15 protein-coding genes, 1 rRNA gene, 1 pseudogene and 1 riboswitch are annotated in these 17,067 nt (G+C 40.2%); all 17 genes and pseudogenes read left to right on the top strand.

Annotation, left to right across the window (positions count from 1 at the left end; all coding sequences use genetic code 11):
- The first annotated feature begins 60 nt into the window (after positions 1-60).
- The 17 genes and pseudogenes from rrf (at position 61) to NQ185_RS17545 (ending at position 16,833) form a co-directional block, all read left to right on the top strand.
- Positions 61-176, top strand: a 5S ribosomal RNA gene (rrf, locus tag NQ185_RS17465).
- 645 nt (positions 177-821) lie between these two features.
- Positions 822-1,301 (top strand): C40 family peptidase, encoded by a 480-nt coding sequence (locus NQ185_RS17470; protein WP_257583310.1) that lies wholly within the window; start codon positions 822-824, stop codon positions 1,299-1,301.
- 316 nt (positions 1,302-1,617) lie between these two features.
- Positions 1,618-2,181, top strand: a complete 564-nt coding sequence (locus tag NQ185_RS17475; RefSeq protein WP_257583311.1) for a DUF2179 domain-containing protein — start codon at positions 1,618-1,620, stop codon at positions 2,179-2,181.
- Positions 2,165-2,353 (top strand): NETI motif-containing protein, encoded by a 189-nt coding sequence (locus NQ185_RS17480; protein WP_257583313.1) that lies wholly within the window; start codon positions 2,165-2,167, stop codon positions 2,351-2,353. The genes NQ185_RS17475 and NQ185_RS17480 overlap by 17 nt, the downstream gene beginning before the upstream one ends.
- A 71-nt stretch (positions 2,354-2,424) precedes the next feature.
- Positions 2,425-2,525, top strand: a riboswitch (purine riboswitch).
- 110 nt (positions 2,526-2,635) lie between these two features.
- A complete protein-coding gene (gene purE, locus NQ185_RS17485) occupies positions 2,636-3,124 on the top strand; it encodes a 5-(carboxyamino)imidazole ribonucleotide mutase (RefSeq protein ID WP_257583314.1) in 489 nt (162 codons plus the stop codon).
- Positions 3,111-4,241, top strand: a complete 1,131-nt coding sequence (gene purK / locus NQ185_RS17490; protein ID WP_257583369.1) for a 5-(carboxyamino)imidazole ribonucleotide synthase — start codon at positions 3,111-3,113, stop codon at positions 4,239-4,241. The genes purE and purK overlap by 14 nt, the downstream gene beginning before the upstream one ends.
- Positions 4,242-4,261: 20 nt before the next feature.
- Complete coding sequence (purS, locus tag NQ185_RS17495; RefSeq protein ID WP_257583315.1) at positions 4,262-4,516, top strand: phosphoribosylformylglycinamidine synthase subunit PurS; 255 nt, start codon at positions 4,262-4,264, stop codon at positions 4,514-4,516.
- Positions 4,513-5,199 carry a phosphoribosylformylglycinamidine synthase subunit PurQ gene (gene purQ / locus NQ185_RS17500; protein ID WP_257583317.1) on the top strand — a complete coding sequence of 229 codons (687 nt, stop codon included), beginning with the start codon at positions 4,513-4,515 and terminating at the stop codon, positions 5,197-5,199. The genes purS and purQ overlap by 4 nt, the downstream gene beginning before the upstream one ends.
- Positions 5,183-7,420, top strand: a complete 2,238-nt coding sequence (purL, locus tag NQ185_RS17505; protein ID WP_257583318.1) for a phosphoribosylformylglycinamidine synthase subunit PurL — start codon at positions 5,183-5,185, stop codon at positions 7,418-7,420. The genes purQ and purL overlap by 17 nt, the downstream gene beginning before the upstream one ends.
- Positions 7,396-8,820, top strand: coding sequence for an amidophosphoribosyltransferase (gene purF / locus NQ185_RS17510; protein ID WP_257583319.1), 1,425 nt, complete (start codon positions 7,396-7,398; stop codon positions 8,818-8,820). The genes purL and purF overlap by 25 nt, the downstream gene beginning before the upstream one ends.
- A 180-nt stretch (positions 8,821-9,000) precedes the next feature.
- Positions 9,001-10,044: a phosphoribosylformylglycinamidine cyclo-ligase gene (gene purM / locus NQ185_RS17515; protein ID WP_257583320.1), complete on the top strand. Its 1,044-nt coding sequence runs from the start codon at positions 9,001-9,003 to the stop codon at positions 10,042-10,044.
- Positions 10,041-10,595: pseudogene (gene purN / locus NQ185_RS17520) on the top strand (phosphoribosylglycinamide formyltransferase); the annotation flags it as partial. The gene purM and the pseudogene purN, both read left to right, overlap by 4 nt.
- A 30-nt stretch (positions 10,596-10,625) precedes the next feature.
- Positions 10,626-12,158 carry a bifunctional phosphoribosylaminoimidazolecarboxamide formyltransferase/IMP cyclohydrolase gene (purH, locus tag NQ185_RS17525; protein ID WP_257583370.1) on the top strand — a complete coding sequence of 511 codons (1,533 nt, stop codon included), beginning with the start codon at positions 10,626-10,628 and terminating at the stop codon, positions 12,156-12,158.
- 62 nt (positions 12,159-12,220) lie between these two features.
- On the top strand, positions 12,221-13,480 hold the full coding sequence (gene purD, locus NQ185_RS17530; RefSeq protein WP_257583321.1) for a phosphoribosylamine--glycine ligase: 1,260 nt from the start codon (positions 12,221-12,223) through the stop codon (positions 13,478-13,480).
- Between the two features lie 178 nt (positions 13,481-13,658).
- Positions 13,659-15,401, top strand: coding sequence for an adenine deaminase C-terminal domain-containing protein (locus NQ185_RS17535; protein ID WP_257583322.1), 1,743 nt, complete (start codon positions 13,659-13,661; stop codon positions 15,399-15,401).
- A 36-nt stretch (positions 15,402-15,437) separates the two neighbouring features.
- The gene (locus tag NQ185_RS20280; RefSeq protein ID WP_257583323.1) at positions 15,438-16,481 is read left to right on the top strand and encodes a DUF3048 domain-containing protein; all 1,044 of its coding nucleotides are present in this window, start codon (positions 15,438-15,440) and stop codon (positions 16,479-16,481) included.
- A 52-nt stretch (positions 16,482-16,533) separates the two neighbouring features.
- Positions 16,534-16,833, top strand: coding sequence for a YerC/YecD family TrpR-related protein (locus NQ185_RS17545; protein ID WP_257583324.1), 300 nt, complete (start codon positions 16,534-16,536; stop codon positions 16,831-16,833).
- Positions 16,834-17,067 lie beyond the last annotated feature (234 nt).

Here is a 17,067-nt window from a genome sequence, read left to right on the forward strand (position 1 = left end):
GGTTTGTTTTCTCTAATTATCTGGTTTTGAGGGAATGAATTTCTCTTAATTCTATACATGTCTGGTGACGATGGCGAAGAGGTCACACCCGTTCCCATCCCGAACACGGAAGTTAAGCTCTTCAGCGCCGATGGTAGTAAGGGGACTCCCCTTGCAAGAGCAGGACGTTGCCAGGCAATCAAAAGATATTCTCAAATGAGAGTGTCTTTTTTTTGGTCTTTTATTTGTTCAATGCCGAAGGCATTAAAAAGAAACATACACCATGTTAGCAGGATCGGGAGGACCAAGAAGATCAAGGAATCAAGGGAGAGACTCGGAATGGGCTTTGCCCCATGAGAATCGAACCAGCGCAGATGACGAAGAGATTCGCCGTTCATCGTGATCCGCTGCACGAACACGGAAGTTAAGCTCGCGCGCCGATGGTAGTAAGGGGACTCCCCTTGCAAGAGCAGGACGTTGCCAGGCAAATAAAGATATTCTCCATAGGAGAGTGTCTTTTTTTATGAAATCTTATATGGCATTGGTATCCTAAGGGGGGGCTTGCTCATTTGGTGCTGAAGACCCTCAATTCGTCGATTGAGACCTCAAGTGATGAGATTTTTAATGCCCAAGGTCCTCAATCTGTCGATTGAGGACTTAAGTGATATAAATTTGCATGTCGAAGGGCCTCAATCAATCGACCATACCAATCGCATTCAACCATTTTAGAAGCCTTAACCTTTATGTAACTATTTTTAACCAATAAGAAACGATTGCCCTCACCAAATTGTTTATGATGTCTATAGAAAGAAAAAACAAAAAACGAAAGAGGGAATTGTAAAATGGAAATGGGTATCTCAGTAAAAAAATCATCATGGGTCATTGCAGTGGTCACAGCATTAGCACTATTGTTTTCATCTTTGTTTAGCTTGAATGCGGATGCGGCTGCACAGACAAAAGGGGATAAGGCAGCAGCATACGCGCAAACATTGAAAGGGAAGCCGTTTAAATGGGGTGGAACGACAGCAAAAGGGTTCGATGCTTCTGGTTTTACTCAATATGTGTACGCTAAAAGCTTAAAGGTAAACTTGCCGCGTACTAGTGCAGACCAATATAAAAAAGGTAAAAGTGTCGCACTAAAAAATCTTAAGCCGGGGGATTTAGTGTTCTACAAAACTAACGGTAAATCAGTTTCATTTGTCGGTATCTATGTAGGGAAACAGCAATTTATCGGTGCAACGTCCAATGGAGTAAAAATTCAATCGATGAACCTTACTTACTGGAAATCAAAATATGTTGGTGCTAAAAGAATCGTAAACTAATCAATATTGTACAGGAGAGTCTATCATGAAACGGACAAAAATAAAGGAACTTATACACTTTCTGATCTATTTACTTATAGCGGTGTCCGTTTTCGGGATGGTCACTCTCCTCGTTGTCTTCTTTTTTATACAATTCTAATCTCCGCAGTGAATATCACTTCGGGGATTTTTTGTTATTTGTAAAATGATTAAGTGAGAACAAGATGGTACACTGGCGATGAATGCTAAATGAAAAATAATTAAATCCTTCTATGGTGTATTTTATTTATTCCATAAGGGTAAATGGATAAGGAATACATATTATGGGGGAAAGTTCATGTTGGAAAACAGTTTTGTCATGATAGCCATTATCTTAACAATTAACGTTGTTTACGTCTCATTTTTTACAATTAGGATGATTTTGACGCTAAAAGGCTATAGATATATTGCGGCTTTTATCAGTATGATTGAAGTCATCATATATGTTGTAGGTCTCGGTCTTGTACTTGATAATCTTAATCAAATTCAAAATTTGATTGCGTACGCAGTTGGTTACGGAATAGGTGTCATTGTTGGGACGAAAATTGAGGAAAAGATGGCTCTCGGCTATATAATGGTAAATGTCATTACAAAGGAATATGATCGGGATCTCCCGAAACAATTAAGAAACGAAGGATATGGAGTAACTAGTTGGGCGGCACAAGGATTGGAAGGGGATCGAATGGCCCTTGAAGTATTGACTTCAAGAAAAATGGAGCTTCAGTTGTATCAAAAAATAAAAGAATTAGATCCGAAAGCGTTCATTATTGCTTATGAACCAAAAACGATTTATGGAGGATTTTGGGTGAAAGCTGTAAAGAAAAGGGAAATGCAAGGTGAAAAAGATGAAAAAAGAATTTGAAGTAATGGAAAACGAAACGATCAGTGAATGTTTAAGTAGGATGGAAAGCGAGGGATACAGGGTTATTAAACGAACTGAAAAACCAATTTTTAAAGAAGAGACCTCTCAAGGGAAAACAAAATACATTCCAATTTCACGAAAAATAATCTTCCAAGGGATAAAAAAGTCCTAAACACGAACATTCGGATTTTACTTATTATAAATGTTCGATTTTCGGTTGACATTGTATCCTTTCATTTGTTAAGATTAAGTTGTGTTAAGCCTCGTATATCATGGGAATATGGCCCATAAGTCTCTACCCGATTACCTTAAATAATTGGACTATGAGGAAAGTGGAATTTGGGAAGCATTTGTTGTGCTTTTTTCAAATGCGTTTTCTATCCCCGGATAAGCTACTTTCTGTTGCAGAAAAGTAGTGTATCCGGGTTTTTATTTTTTAGACGGAGGGATTTATATGAACACCGAAGTCGGAATCATTATGGGAAGTACGTCCGATTGGGAAACGATGAAACATGCATGTGACATATTGGACGAATTACAGATTCCTTATGAAAAGAAAGTAGTATCAGCGCATCGGACACCGGATTTAATGTTTGATTATGCTGAAACAGCAAAAGAGCGCGGACTGAAAGTCATCATTGCAGGTGCGGGAGGAGCAGCCCATCTTCCCGGCATGGTAGCGGCTAAAACGATTCTTCCTGTCATTGGGGTTCCAGTTGAATCGAAAACACTAAAAGGACTGGATTCATTATTATCCATCGTGCAAATGCCAGGCGGGGTGCCAGTTGCGACGGTTGCGATTGGAAAGGCTGGAGCAACGAATGCCGGACTGCTCGCAGCTCAAATAATTGGGATTGAAAATAGTGCTGTTGCTGATCGGCTTGAAAAAAGAAGAAATGATTTAAAAGAAAAAGTATTGGAAAGCAGTGATCAGCTTGTCTAAACAGTTTATAAAACCGGGACAAACGATTGGAATCATTGGCGGTGGGCAACTCGGCCAAATGATGACTTTTTCGGCAAAAGAAACGGGATTTCGTGTAGTGGTTTTAGAGCCTACTCCTAATTCACCTGCAGGGCAAGTGGCAGATGAACAAATTGTAGCTGCTTATGATGACCGCGAAGCACTACTACAATTAGCTGAAAAAAGTGATGTTGTTACATATGAATTTGAAAATATAGATTATGAAGCTTTAAAGTGGCTTCGTGAAAAAGCGTATCTTCCGCAAGGCGCGGAATTAATCAAAATCACTCAGGATCGCATTATGGAAAAGCAAGCTTTGACAGAAGCAGGTGTTGAGGTTGCTCCGTATGCAATTATTGAAAGTAGAGAAGATTTAGAGCTTGCAATCAGTAAGATCGGTCTTCCTTCTGTTTTGAAAACTTCTCGTGGGGGCTATGACGGTAAAGGGCAATATGTAATTAGGAGCCAACATGACCTTGAAAGCGCAGCTGAGCTTTTAAAGAATGGGCTTTGCGTCCTTGAGGCATGGATCCCATTTGAAAAAGAAATATCAGTAGTAATGACGAGAAGCCTGTCTGGCGGATTGAGTTATTTTCCTATAGGTGAAAATATTCATGTAAATAATATTTTGCATCAAACGATTGTCCCTGCGCGGATATCAGAAGAAGTGGATAGAAAAGTATCTGAGCTGGCTCGTAAAGTAGCTAATCATCTTGATTTAGTAGGTACCTTGGCAGTGGAGCTCTTTTTAACAAAAGAGGAAAAAATTTATGTTAATGAATTGGCGCCGCGTCCACATAATTCTGGTCATTATACGATTGAAGCGTGTAATCTTTCCCAGTTTGATCAGCATATTCGCTCGGTTTGCGGTTGGCCGCTGCAAAACGTAGAGCTTTTACAAAAAGCAATAATGGTTAATGTTTTAGGACAGCATGTTGAAGCAGTAACCTGCGAAATTCCAAATCGACCAGATTGGTTCATTCACTTTTATGGAAAAGAAGAAGCAAAACATAATCGTAAAATGGGGCATGTGACTGTGCTGACCAATGATATAGACGAAACATTAAGGGAACTAGATCAAACGAAAATCTGGAGCTAATTTTGAGAGGAGAAATGATGATGTATAAAGTGAAGGTATTTGTAACGTTGAAGGAAAGTGTAATTGATCCACAAGGTTCTGCAGCAACAAAGGCATTGCAAAAGCTAGATTTTCCTGAAGTTCAAAACGTTCGTGTTGGTAAATATATAGAACTTACACTAAATAACACAGATGAAAATATTGAAGAGACTGTTCACAATATATGTAAAGGGCTCCTAGTGAATAAAGAGGTTGAAGATTATCGCTTTGAAATTGAGGAGGTTGGTGCACAGTGAAATTTGCTGTCGTCGTTTTCCCCGGAACAAGCTGTGAAGTCGATACGTATAACGTAATCAAAAATAAATTAAATGAAAATGTGGAATTTGTAAGCCACACGAGTGAAAGTTTGGATAAATTTGATGCTATCCTTCTTCCGGGAGGAGCTTCTTACGGAGATGCAGTACGTCCAGGTGCGATCGCCAATATGCAGCCTGTAATGAAAGCTGTAAAAAAAGCTGCTGAGTCAGGAAAACTAATTCTCGGAATCGGCAATGGTTTTCAAATTTTACTAGAAGCAGGCTTATTGCCAGGTGCTCTGCTTAAAAATAAAACTCTTAAATTTGTTTGTAAGCCTACCTTGCTAAAAGTGGAAAATAACGACACTGTCTACACTTCAGCCTATGAAAAAGGGGAGCAAATCACCATCCCGATTGCACACGGTAAAGGGAATTACTTTTGTGAGGAAGCTACTTTAGAACAATTAAAAGCGAACAATCAAATTATTTTCACTTATACATCAGAAAATCCAAACGGAAGCATCGAAAATATTGCAGGAATTACAAATAAACAAGGAAATGTTCTTGGGATGATGCCTCATCCGGAACGTGCAGTAGATACATTGTTTGCAAGTATTGATGGTCTTAAAATCTTTCAATCAATCGTAAGAAACTGGAGGGAATCCCATGCAACAAACGCTTGAGCCAAATCCAACACAAATCAAAGACGAAAAAATTTACCGTGAAATGGGTTTGACAGATGAAGAATTTGCATTAGCTGAAAAGATGCTCGGCAGAACGCCGAACTATACGGAAACAGGACTTTTTTCAGTCATGTGGTCAGAGCATTGCAGCTATAAAAATTCCAAACCAGTTTTGAAAAAATTCCCGACAAAAGGTGAACAAGTTCTTCAAGGTCCTGGTGAAGGTGCTGGGATTGTTGATATTGGCGATAATCAAGCCGTTGTTTTTAAAATTGAAAGTCATAACTCTCCGTCTGCAGTTGAACCGTATGAAGGGGCAGCTACTGGCGTCGGCGGTATCATTCGTGATGTGTTTTCCATGGGTGCAAAGCCAATCGCTTCGTTAAATTCACTTCGTTTTGGAGAACTTAATACTCCTAGAGTCAAATATTTATTGGAGCAAGCAGTCGCGGGGATTGCTGATTACGGAAATTCACTTGGCGTTCCAACAGTTGGCGGCGAGATTCAATTTGACGATGCTTATAAAACAAATCCACTTGTAAATGCGATGGTTGTTGGATTGATTGATCATGAGCATATTCAAAAAGGGCAGGCAAAAGGTGTCGGAAATACGGTCATGTATGTAGGTGCCGCAACTGGCCGTGATGGAATTCATGGGGCTACTTTTTCATCCGTGGAATTGGCGGAGGAAGAAGAAGAAAAAGAAAGAGAAAGAGCTGCTGTCCAAGCGGGAGATCCTTTTACTGAAAAAATGCTTATGGATGCTTGTTTGGAGCTTGTAAAATCAGATGCATTGATTGGAATTCAAGATATGGGTGCTGCGGGTCTAACTAGTTCTTCCGCTGAAATGGCAAGTAAAGCTGGATACGGGGTAGAAATGAATCTTGATTTCATTCCGCAACGTGAAGAAAACATGACAGCTTACGAAATGATGCTTTCTGAATCACAAGAAAGAATGCTTATCGTCGTGAAAAAAGGACGTGAGCAAGAAGTCATCGACCTTTTTGAAAAATATGATCTTGAAGCTGTGTCAGTCGGGCATGTAACAGATGATAAAATGCTTCGCTTGATTCATAAAGGAGAAGTAGTGGCAGAAGTTCCAGCGGATTCACTTGCAGAGGATGCTCCAGTGTATCATAAACCTTCAGAAGAACCGGCATATTACCGCGAGTTCCAAGCGATGGAGCAAGAAGTTCCTGACGTATCTGATTATAATGAGACTTTGCTACATCTTTTACAACAGCCAACGATTGCAAGCAAAGAATGGGTGTACAGCCAGTTTGATCAACATGTTGGTGCAAATACGGTTGTCAGTCCTGGTTCAGATGCTGCTGTCGTTAGAATTAGTGAAAAAAATAAAGCAATTGCAATTACAACAGACTGTAATTCTCGATATATTTATTTAGATCCTGAAATTGGCGGGAAAATTGCAGTAGCCGAAGCAGCAAGAAACGTCGTTTGTTCTGGTGCGAAGCCACTTGCAATCACCGACGGTCTAAATTTCGGAAGTCCCGAGAAACCAGAAATCTTTTGGCAAATTGAAAAATCAGCTGCGGGTATTAGTGAAGCATGTATAGCTCTTGAAAGTCCGGTTATTGGGGGAAATGTGTCCCTGTTTAATGAAAAAGGCGGCAATGCAATTTACCCAACGCCTATCATTGGGATGGTCGGCTTAATTGAAGATTTATCTTATATTACAACGCAAAACTTTAAATCTAGTTGCGACCTCATTTATATGATTGGTGAAACGAAGGATGAGTTCGGCGGAAGTGAACTTCAGAAGATGATTCACGGCAAAATTTTCGGGAAAGCACCTGCAATTGATTTAGAAGTAGAAGTAAAAAGACAAAAACAAATTCTTGAAGCGATTCGTAGTGGGTATGTAGCATCTGCACATGATGTTTCAGAAGGTGGTGCCGCAGTAGCAATTGCAGAATCATTATTTGGAACGAATGGTCTTGGGGCAGAAGTGAAACTTAATGGAAATGAAACATCAGCATTATTTGCTGAAACACAATCCCGCTTTATTTTATCAGTGAAAAAAGAACATCAAGATGCATTCGTACAGTTGGTAGAGGACGCAATGTTGATTGGAAAAGTTACAGATAGCGGCCAGTTGATCATTGAAGGTTCGGAAAAACAATTAATAGATTCTAACGTTAAATCGCTAGAAGATGTCTGGAAAGGAGCCATTCCATGTTTGCTGACATTAAAGGGCTAAACGAGGAATGCGGCGTTTTTGGAGTATGGGGTCACCCGGATGCTGCGAAAATTACGTATTACGGTTTGCACAGTCTTCAGCATCGCGGCCAAGAAGGTGCTGGAATTGTTGTAACTGATGGTCATCGCCTCAAAGGCATTCGTGGTGAAGGTCTTGTCAATGACGTTTTTAGTGAAAAGAAGCTTGAAAGCCTACCGGGGAAAAGTGCCATTGGCCATGTTCGATATGGAGGAGTTGGAAAGGGCGGATTGGAAAATGTCCAGCCCCTCCTCTTCCATTCGCAAAGCGGGAGTTTAGCGCTCGCTCAAAATGGAAACTTAATCAATGCAAATGATTTAAAACATCAACTCGAGATGCAAGGAAGTATTTTTCAAACAACTTCTGATACGGAAGTTTTAGCACATTTGATTAAAAGAAGCGGCTATTTAACGTTCAAGGATAAAATGAAAAATGCTTTATCCTTAGTAAAAGGTGCTTATGCGCTTATTCTTCTAACTGAAACAGAATTAATAATTGCCTTAGATCCAAATGGATTACGTCCACTTTCTATTGGAAAAATCGGTGAAGCTTATTGTGTTTCATCAGAAACTTGCGCTTTTGATTTAATTGGAGCAGAGTTTGTCCGTGATGTGGAACCTGGAGAACTCATCATTATTAATGACGAGGGTTTGCATGCTGAAAGATTTACACTTTCTTCATCAAATGCGATGTGTACGATGGAATACGTATATTTCTCCCGTCCTGACAGTGATATAGAAGGAATTAACGTCCATACAGCTAGAAAAAGCCTCGGTAAAGTACTGGCACGTGAAGCAAAAATAGAAGGCGATGTCGTGACGGGAGTGCCGGATTCAAGTATTTCTGCAGCAATTGGTTTTGCAGAAATGGCAGGACTTCCGTATGAAATGGGTTTGATTAAGAACCGCTATATTGGAAGAACATTTATCAAGCCATCCCAAGAGTTACGTGAACGCGGTGTTAAAATGAAGCTTTCACCTGTTAGAAAAGTCGTGGAGGGAAAGCGCGTAATCATGGTGGATGACTCAATTGTCCGTGGAACAACATGTAAAAGAATTGTTCGAATGCTAAAAGAAGCAGGAGCAAAAGAAGTTCATGTTTGTATCAGCTCCCCGCCAATGAAAAATCCTTGCTTTTACGGAATTGACACATCGACACATGAGGAATTGATCGCTTCTCAGCATAGTGTGGAAGAAATTCGCGAGATTATTGGAGCAGATTCCCTTACATTTTTAAGTGTGGAAGGAATGCTTGAAGCAATTGGTCGAAAAGGTTATGGCAAGGATTGCGGACAATGTCTTGCATGCTTTACAGGTGAGTATCCTACGGAAATTTATCCTGATACCTTATTACCGCATGAGAAAGAATTGAATAGTTATTAAGAAAAGCGGTAGCGCCTGCCAGCGACGTACAAATTTCAGGGCTTTCGACTGAGATAAAGGGGAAACACGATGAGCCTGCAAGGCGAATCTAGCTTCTTTATCGCAGGGAAAAGGACGGGAAGTTTGCTAGTCGATAGGCGCTGGAGCTGGACAATGAAAATTTATTAGGAGGCGGGCGGGATGGCTAATGCCTACCAAAAGGCCGGAGTTAATATAGAAGCTGGGTATGAAGCGGTAGAAAAAATAAAAAAGCATACGAAAAGAACGATGCGTGCGGGAGTCATGGGACAATTAGGCGGCTTCGGAGGCGCGTTTGATTTATCGGAGCTCAATTTAAAAGAGCCTGTTCTCGTTTCAGGTACGGACGGTGTCGGAACAAAGTTGAAGCTAGCATTCATGACCGACCGACATGACACAATCGGGATTGACTGTGTTGCCATGTGTGTGAATGACATAGTTGTACAGGGGGCAGAACCGATTTATTTTCTCGATTATGTTGCTCTTGGAAAAGCAGTTCCTAACAAAATTGAGCAAATTGTAAGTGGGATTGCGGATGGCTGTGAGCATGCTGGTTGTGCCTTAATAGGCGGTGAAACGGCCGAAATGCCGGGCCTATATGAAGAAGATGAATATGATTTAGCGGGATTTGCTGTAGGGGCATGTGAGAAGTCTCAGATTATAACAGGGGAACATATTCAGGAAGGCGATATCCTTATTGGTTTGGCTTCAAGTGGGATTCACAGCAACGGTTATTCTTTAGTTCGGAAAATTTTCCTCGAAGATCAAGGGTTTTCGCTTGATGCAAAGCTACCTGAACTTTCTGGGAATCTAGGTGAAGAATTATTAAAGCCTACTAAAATTTATGTAAAGTCAATCCTAGCAGCTTTACAAGAGTTTGAACTCAAAGGAATGTCCCATATTACTGGCGGCGGTTTTATAGAAAATATTCCAAGGATGCTGCCTGAAGGATTCGGCGCTGTTATCGAAAAAGGTACATGGCCAATCCTACCTATTTTCCAAGCTCTTGAAAAATACGGAGAGTTGGACCGGAAAGAAATGTACAATATTTTCAATATGGGAATTGGATTTGTTGTAGCGGTTCGACCTGAAGATGCTGAGTCAGCCATACGTTTTTTTGTGGAGCAAGGTGAAAAAGCTTATAAAATTGGTTCTATTGTTCAGAATGATGGCGTTACTTTTGTGAATGCGGGGACAGTAAAGTGAAAAAGATAGCTATATTTGCTTCAGGTACGGGAAGCAATTTTCAAGCAATTGTTGATGCAGTAAAAAAAGGAGCACTTCATGTAGAAGTTGCCTTGCTTGTTTGTGATAAGCCTGAAGCTCCAGTTATTGAAAAAGCGCAAAAAGAAAATATTAAGACCTTCGTTTTTAATCCGAAAGAATACGAAACGAAAACAATGTTTGAACAAAAGATAATAAGCCAATTGGATCAAGCCGATGTAGATTCAATTGTACTTGCAGGTTATATGAGATTAATCGGACCAACTTTGCTTGCTGCTTATAAAAATAAAATCATTAATATCCATCCTTCATTGCTCCCAGCATTTCCTGGCAAGGATGCAATTGGCCAAGCGGTTAGGGCATCTGTAAAAACGACGGGGGTCACGGTTCATTTTGTGGACGAAGGAATGGATACAGGTCCAATCATTGCGCAAAGAGAATTAAAGCTCTCAGGTGAGGAATCACTTGCAGAAGTTGAACAGAAAATTCACGACATCGAGCATGTTTTTTACCCGGAAGTTTTGGAGAAATTCGCGGAGAAAATATATAAGGAGGACAGGTTAATGAAAAGAGCATTAATTAGCGTATCGGATAAAACTGGCGTTGTTGATTTTTCAAAGGCGCTTGTTGAGCTTGGATTTGAATTACTATCGACAGGTGGAACGAAAAAAACGCTTGAAGAAAATGGTGTACCCGTTACTGGAGTAGACCAAATTACTGGTTTTCCAGAAATATTGGAAGGAAGGGTTAAAACACTTCATCCAATGATTCACGGTGGATTACTCGCAAAAAGAGACTCAGAAGACCATATGAAACAACTTGAAAAACAGGGAATTAAGCCGATTGATCTCGTTTGTGTGAACTTATATCCGTTTCAACAGACTATTTCAAAGCCGGATGTCACCGCGGAAGATGCCATTGAAAATATTGATATTGGTGGTCCATCAATGCTAAGGGCGGCTGCGAAAAATCATGAAGATTTAGCCGTCTTAGTAGATTCGACTGACTATGAAACAGTTCTCTCTGAGCTGAAAGAGAACGGAGAAGTTTCAATAGGGACAAAACGAAAACTGGCTGCGAAGGTGTTCCGTCATACAGCGGCATATGATGCACAAATTGCTGAATATATGACAGAGCTTGCAGGTGAGAAGCAGCCTGAACGTGTGACTTTTACATATGAATTAAAACAAAATTTGCGTTATGGAGAAAATCCTCATCAAAAGGCAGCTTTTTACAAAAATCCACTTGGATCAGCTTTTTCCGTAGCAAATGCCGAGCAACTTCACGGAAAAGAATTATCCTACAATAATATTCATGATGCAGATGCAGCATTGCAGCTCGTGAAGGATTTCGATGAGCCTGCTGCAGTGGCAGTCAAGCATATGAACCCTTGTGGAGCGGGAATCGGTGCAACGGCATCCGAGGCATTCAAGAAAGCGTATGAGGCGGATTCAACATCGATTTTTGGCGGCATTGTCGCTTTTAATAGGGAAGTAGATGGAGATACTGCTCGTCAGCTACATGAAATTTTTCTGGAAATCATTATTGCTCCTGCTTTTTCGAAAGAAGCATTAGATATTTTAACAAGTAAGAAAAACATTCGTTTATTGACCATTCCATTTAACGGTGCGAAAAAGCGTGAAAAAGTGCTGACTTCAGTTGAAGGTGGATTGCTCGTACAGGACCAGGATTCATTCACATATGAGGATGCAGAAATTACGATTCCTACAAAACGCAAACCTACAGACGAAGAATTAGCGGCCTTGAAATTAGCATGGAAAGTAGTAAAACATGTTAAGTCCAATGCAATCGTTGTTGCAGGAAACGACATGACTCTTGGAGTTGGTGCGGGTCAGATGAACCGAGTCGGAGCGGCAAAAATCGCCCTGGAACAAGCCGGAGAGCGGGCAAAAGGTGCAGTGCTTGCTTCAGATGCCTTTTTCCCAATGAGTGACACAGTCGAGGAAGCTGCCAGTAAAGGAATCACAGCAATTATCCAACCAGGCGGTTCAATTCGCGATGACGAATCAATCAAAGCTTGCGATGAACACGGAATCGCGATGATTTTCACAGGCGTACGTCACTTTAAACATTAAACTCGTCCCCATGGGGACAGTCCCCATAGGGACAGGTTCAAAATATAATGGGCGGTGATTTTTTGAAAGTGTTGATTGTGGGCGGAGGCGGACGTGAGCATGCCCTTTGCAAAAAAGTAAAATCGAGTAAACTCGTAACGGATGTGTATTGCGCACCGGGAAATGCGGGTATCGCGGAAGATGCGACTATTGTTCCAATTAAAGAAACTGATTTTACTAATCTCATTCATTTTGCGAAAGAAAACAAAATTGACTTAACAATCGTAGGTCCAGAAGTGCCCTTAGCAGCAGGAATCGTAGACGAGTTTGAAGCTGCCGGATTAAAAATATTCGGTCCACGAAAAAATGCTGCAATCATTGAAGGCAGTAAATCATTCGCGAAAGAATTAATGAAAAAATATAATATCCCGACCGCTGAATACGAAACATTCCATTCTTATGACGAGGCAAAAGCATATGTTGAGAAAAAAGGGGCGCCGATTGTCATTAAGGCAGATGGGCTTGCAGCTGGAAAAGGTGTAGTCGTAGCGATGACGCTTAAAGAGGCTGACGCTGCTTTAAAAGATATGTTGTTAGATTCAAGGTTCGGAGAATCATCTGCTACTGTCGTCGTAGAAGAGTTTCTCGAAGGCGAAGAATTCTCCTTAATGGCTTTTGTGAGCGGAGAAAAGGTTTATCCTATGGTTATTGCCCAAGATCATAAGCGTGCATTTGATGGCGATGAAGGTCCAAATACGGGTGGAATGGGCGCTTATTCACCAGTTCCTTTTATACTAGAATCAGAAGTTGAACTTGCAGTCCAAGATATTGTCCTGCCGACTGCAAAAGCGATGGTTGGAGAAAATCGCTCTTTTACTGGTATTTTGTACGCTGGATTAATTCAGACCGAACAAGGTCCGAAAGTAATCGAATTTAACGCCCGCTTCGGAGATCCGGAAACGCAAGTCGTATTAGCGAGGCTTGAAAGTGATTTAGTTGAACTGTTGAACAATTTATTAGAAGGAAAAGATCCGACAATTCGCTGGTCTGATGAAGCAGTCGTTGGCGTAGTATTAGCAGCTGAAGGATATCCTGGAGACTATAAAAAAGGTGTAGCTTTACCTACTTTTTCATCTGAGGATCCTAACGTCTCTTTTTTTCATGCCGGCACAACCCGTGATGATAAGGAAGGTCCATATCTATCAAATGGGGGCAGATTGCTGCTCGCAGCTGCTAAGGCTGATTCAATTAAAGAAGCAATGGATAACGTATATAAAGAAATGAAACAACTAGACAATCAAGAGTTTTTTTACCGCAAAGATATTGCACATAAAGCACTGTAATTTTCAGGGGATAGGTTCATTTGAATCTATCTCCTTTCCTTTGTAAGTCGATAACATTCGCTTGCGCTTTTCTATTCACAAATTGTCAATATTTTTCTGTATAACTTTACTGCGTTAAAAAGAATAGTATGTTAGAATAATATTATGATAAAAGTTAAAATTCCCAGGAGGATTGGGTATGTGGAATCAAAGATACCGTTGGAAGAATAAGCAGATTCGGGAACAGGTGTCTATTATTAATGGGCAAAAGTCGCCTACATTATTACTAAAAAACGCCCGTTTCCTACATTCAATTTTAAGGAAGTGGATTACATCCAATATATGGATTCATCAAGATCGAATTATTTATATTGGTGAAGATATCCCCCAAAGTCTAGAAAACTGTGAAATTTTCGATTGCTCTGGATTGACTCTTGTCCCTGGATATATAGAGCCTCACGTTCATCCGTTTCAACTATATAATCCCCAATCATTCGCTCGCTTTGCATCTCAATCTGGTACAACGACACTGATCAATGACAACCTTTTCTTTTTCCTTCATTTGAACAAAAAGAAAGCGTTTTCCCTACTAAATGAGCTAAGCGATTCACCAGTATCAATGTATTGGTGGGGACGTTTTGACTCACAAACTGAGATGAATGAAGAAGAAACGATTTTTACAAACAGTGATATTAAATCATGGCTTGAGCATGCAGCCGTCGTTCAAGGCGGGGAACTCACAGGATGGCCAAAACTTCTTGATGGGGACGATTTATTGCTGCATTGGATTCAGGAAACGAAGCGGCTTGGAAAAAAGGTAGAAGGTCATTTTCCAGGAGCATCAGACAAAACGTTAGCAAAAATGACGTTATTTGGTGTGGATGGAGATCACGAATCGATGACAGGAATGGATGTATATAAAAGGCTCATGCACGGTTATACCGTTGCGCTTAGACATTCCTCTATAAGACCAGATTTAAATAAATTGTTAAAGGAAATGCATGATTTAGGTCTCGACCAATACGATTCGCTCGTCTTTACGACGGATGGATCGACACCTGCTTTTTACAAACAAGGTGTCATGGATATGATGATCAACAAGGCGATTCAAAATGGTGTACCCATTATTGATGCTTATCATATGGCTTCATATAATATCGCCCGCCACTATAATCTATCTCATCATCATGGGATGATTGCAACTGGTAGAGTGGCAAATATTAATTTTCTCGCAAATGAATCAGAGCCTACACCTGTATCCGTTCTGGCGAAAGGACAGTGGGTGAAAAAAGATGGCAAAAATGTTTTAAATGATGTTGATCTAAACTGGAAGGAATTTGGTTTCCAACCTTTAAATCTAGATTGGGACCTGCTATCTTCTGATTTGCAATTTTCTATGCCTTTCGGAATTGAAATGGTTAATGACGTTATTACAAAGCCATATTCCATAACCCTTGATTTATCAATGGATCATCTTCCGCAAAATCACGATGAGAGTTATTTTACGTTGTTAGATCGTAAAGGGAAATGGCGAATTAACACAATTGTCAAAGGATTCGCAAAAAGTGTAAGCGGTTTCGCTTCTTCTTTTTCAAATACAGGCGACATTATATTAATAGGAAAAGTGAAAAAAGATATGATGCTTGCTTTTAAAAGGATGAAAGAAATAGGAGGCGGAATTGTCCTTACTGAAAATGGAAAAGTAATACATGAGATTCCATTGCCGCTTGCAGGATTAATGTCCGATCAATCATTGGAAGAGTTAATTAATGCCGAAGAAAAGCTAAAGGAATTACTGTACGAGAGAGGTTATCCTTTTTCAGATCCTATCTATTCACTACTATTTTTCTCTGCGACACATCTACCTTATATACGTGTAACGCAAAGCGGAATGTATGATGTTATGAATAAAACTATACTATTTCCAACGTTAATGCGTTAAAATGATAGAGTATAAAAGACATTAGGGGATGGAATAGTGAAACATAAAAGGATACCAGTCATATTATTAATCACTTCAATACTACTTTTATCGGCATGCAATAAAAAAGCGCCAAAGGAAGAAGTGCCAGTGCCTGAAACAAAGGAACCGGAGCAAACGGAGCAGACTTCAGAAAAAGTCGACAAGTACCATTTTCCACTAACAGGAATTGGCACAGATGTTGAGCCTAATAGAAGAGCAGTTGCCGTAACGATTAATAATCATCCGGCAGCTCGACCTCAAACGGGACTTTCACAAGCTGATATTGTGTATGAACTACTTGCTGAAGGCAATGTTACGAGATTTTTAGCTGTTTTTCAAAGTGAAACTCCTGAAAATATTGGTCCCGTTCGCAGTGCACGTCCCTTCTTTATTGAGCTTGCTCAAGGGTTTAACGGCCTTTTTATTGCACATGGGTACAGCCCGGATGCTGAAAAAATACTATCATCTGGTGTCATCGATCAATTAAATGGCATGAAGTACGACGGAACTTTGTTTAAACGTTCTTCAGATCGAAATGCGCCTCATAATTCATATATTACGTTTGAAAATATCGAAAAAGGCGCACAAGATAATGGTTTTTCCATGACCGATTCCCCTGCTTCAATGGATTTCTATAAAGAGGATGAACTTGAGTCTATTAACGGGAATGGTACTGGACAAATTAAAGTTGCCTATGGGAATAGTTCGGAGTTCACGGCAGAGTATCGATTTGATGCTCAATCTGGTGAATATTCCAGATTTTCCAATGGTGAGCAAACGGTTGAATATAAAACAGGAGAACCTGTTTTAGTTAAAAATCTTTTTGTCATTGAAACAGAACATAAAGTATTGGATTCAGCTGGAAGGCGTTTTATTGATTTACAATCAGGCGGGAAAGCGTACTTGTTCCAAAACGGAATCATGAAAGAAATGGAATGGAAAAGTGTCGACGGCCGGATACTTCCTTATGAGAATGGTCAACCTGCAAAACTAGTTCCGGGAAAAACTTGGGTCAATATAGTTCCTAGTTTGGACGCTGTTTCATTCGAAATCAAATAAAGGCAGCAGCGTCATTTAATTTACGCTGTAGACGGAAAAAGGAGTTAGATAGATGCAAATTGAAAAATTAAGGGGTCGAGAGCTTGACCAATTATTTGAAGCTGTCTTGTCTTTAAAAAATGTTGAAGAATGCTATCGATTCTTTGATGATTTATGCACGATTAACGAAATTCAAGCTCTATCCCAACGTTTAGAAGTAGCTAGAATGCTTAGAGATGGAAAAACGTATCATAAGATCGAAACAGAAACCGGTGCGAGTACCGCGACAATCTCACGGGTGAAACGCTGTCTCAATTACGGAAACGATACGTACGAAATGGTCCTCGAGCGGATTCATAAAGATAATGAATAATTAGAAGATAAAAGCCCAGTATCCTGCTAAATCAGATACTGGGTTTTTTAATGATAATTTTAATCGAGCCCGGCCAGATGAAATTAATAAGCAGCGAGGAGAATCGCATTGATTGCCAGCGGGATATAGATCACTGCTAAAAGGGTAAGGACGGCTAATAGGAAGTAAAGACGGCTAATAGGACGTGACGAGGGCTAATAGAAAGTGCTGAAGGCTAATAGATAGTAATGACGT

This window comes from Lederbergia panacisoli, from assembly GCF_024626525.1.
GTDB lineage: Bacteria > Bacillota > Bacilli > Bacillales > Bacillaceae_C > Lederbergia > Lederbergia panacisoli.

Bases quoted from the DNA above. Each gene is read 5' to 3' on its own strand.
- purF (WP_257583319.1), top strand. From the start codon at position 7,396: ATGTTTGCTGACATTAAAGGGCTAAACGAGGAATGCGGCGTTTTTGGA.
- purM (WP_257583320.1), top strand. From the start codon at position 9,001: ATGGCTAATGCCTACCAAAAGGCCGGAGTTAATATAGAAGCTGGGTAT.
- NQ185_RS17475 (WP_257583311.1), top strand. From the start codon at position 1,618: ATGTTGGAAAACAGTTTTGTCATGATAGCCATTATCTTAACAATTAAC.
- NQ185_RS17470 (WP_257583310.1), top strand. From the start codon at position 822: ATGGAAATGGGTATCTCAGTAAAAAAATCATCATGGGTCATTGCAGTG.
- NQ185_RS17480 (WP_257583313.1), top strand. From the start codon at position 2,165: ATGAAAAAAGAATTTGAAGTAATGGAAAACGAAACGATCAGTGAATGT.
- purE (WP_257583314.1), top strand. From the start codon at position 2,636: ATGAACACCGAAGTCGGAATCATTATGGGAAGTACGTCCGATTGGGAA.
- NQ185_RS17535 (WP_257583322.1), top strand. From the start codon at position 13,659: ATGTGGAATCAAAGATACCGTTGGAAGAATAAGCAGATTCGGGAACAG.
- purL (WP_257583318.1), top strand. From the start codon at position 5,183: ATGCAACAAACGCTTGAGCCAAATCCAACACAAATCAAAGACGAAAAA.
- purS (WP_257583315.1), top strand. From the start codon at position 4,262: ATGTATAAAGTGAAGGTATTTGTAACGTTGAAGGAAAGTGTAATTGAT.
- purH (WP_257583370.1), top strand. From the start codon at position 10,626: ATGAAAAGAGCATTAATTAGCGTATCGGATAAAACTGGCGTTGTTGAT.
- NQ185_RS17545 (WP_257583324.1), top strand. From the start codon at position 16,534: ATGCAAATTGAAAAATTAAGGGGTCGAGAGCTTGACCAATTATTTGAA.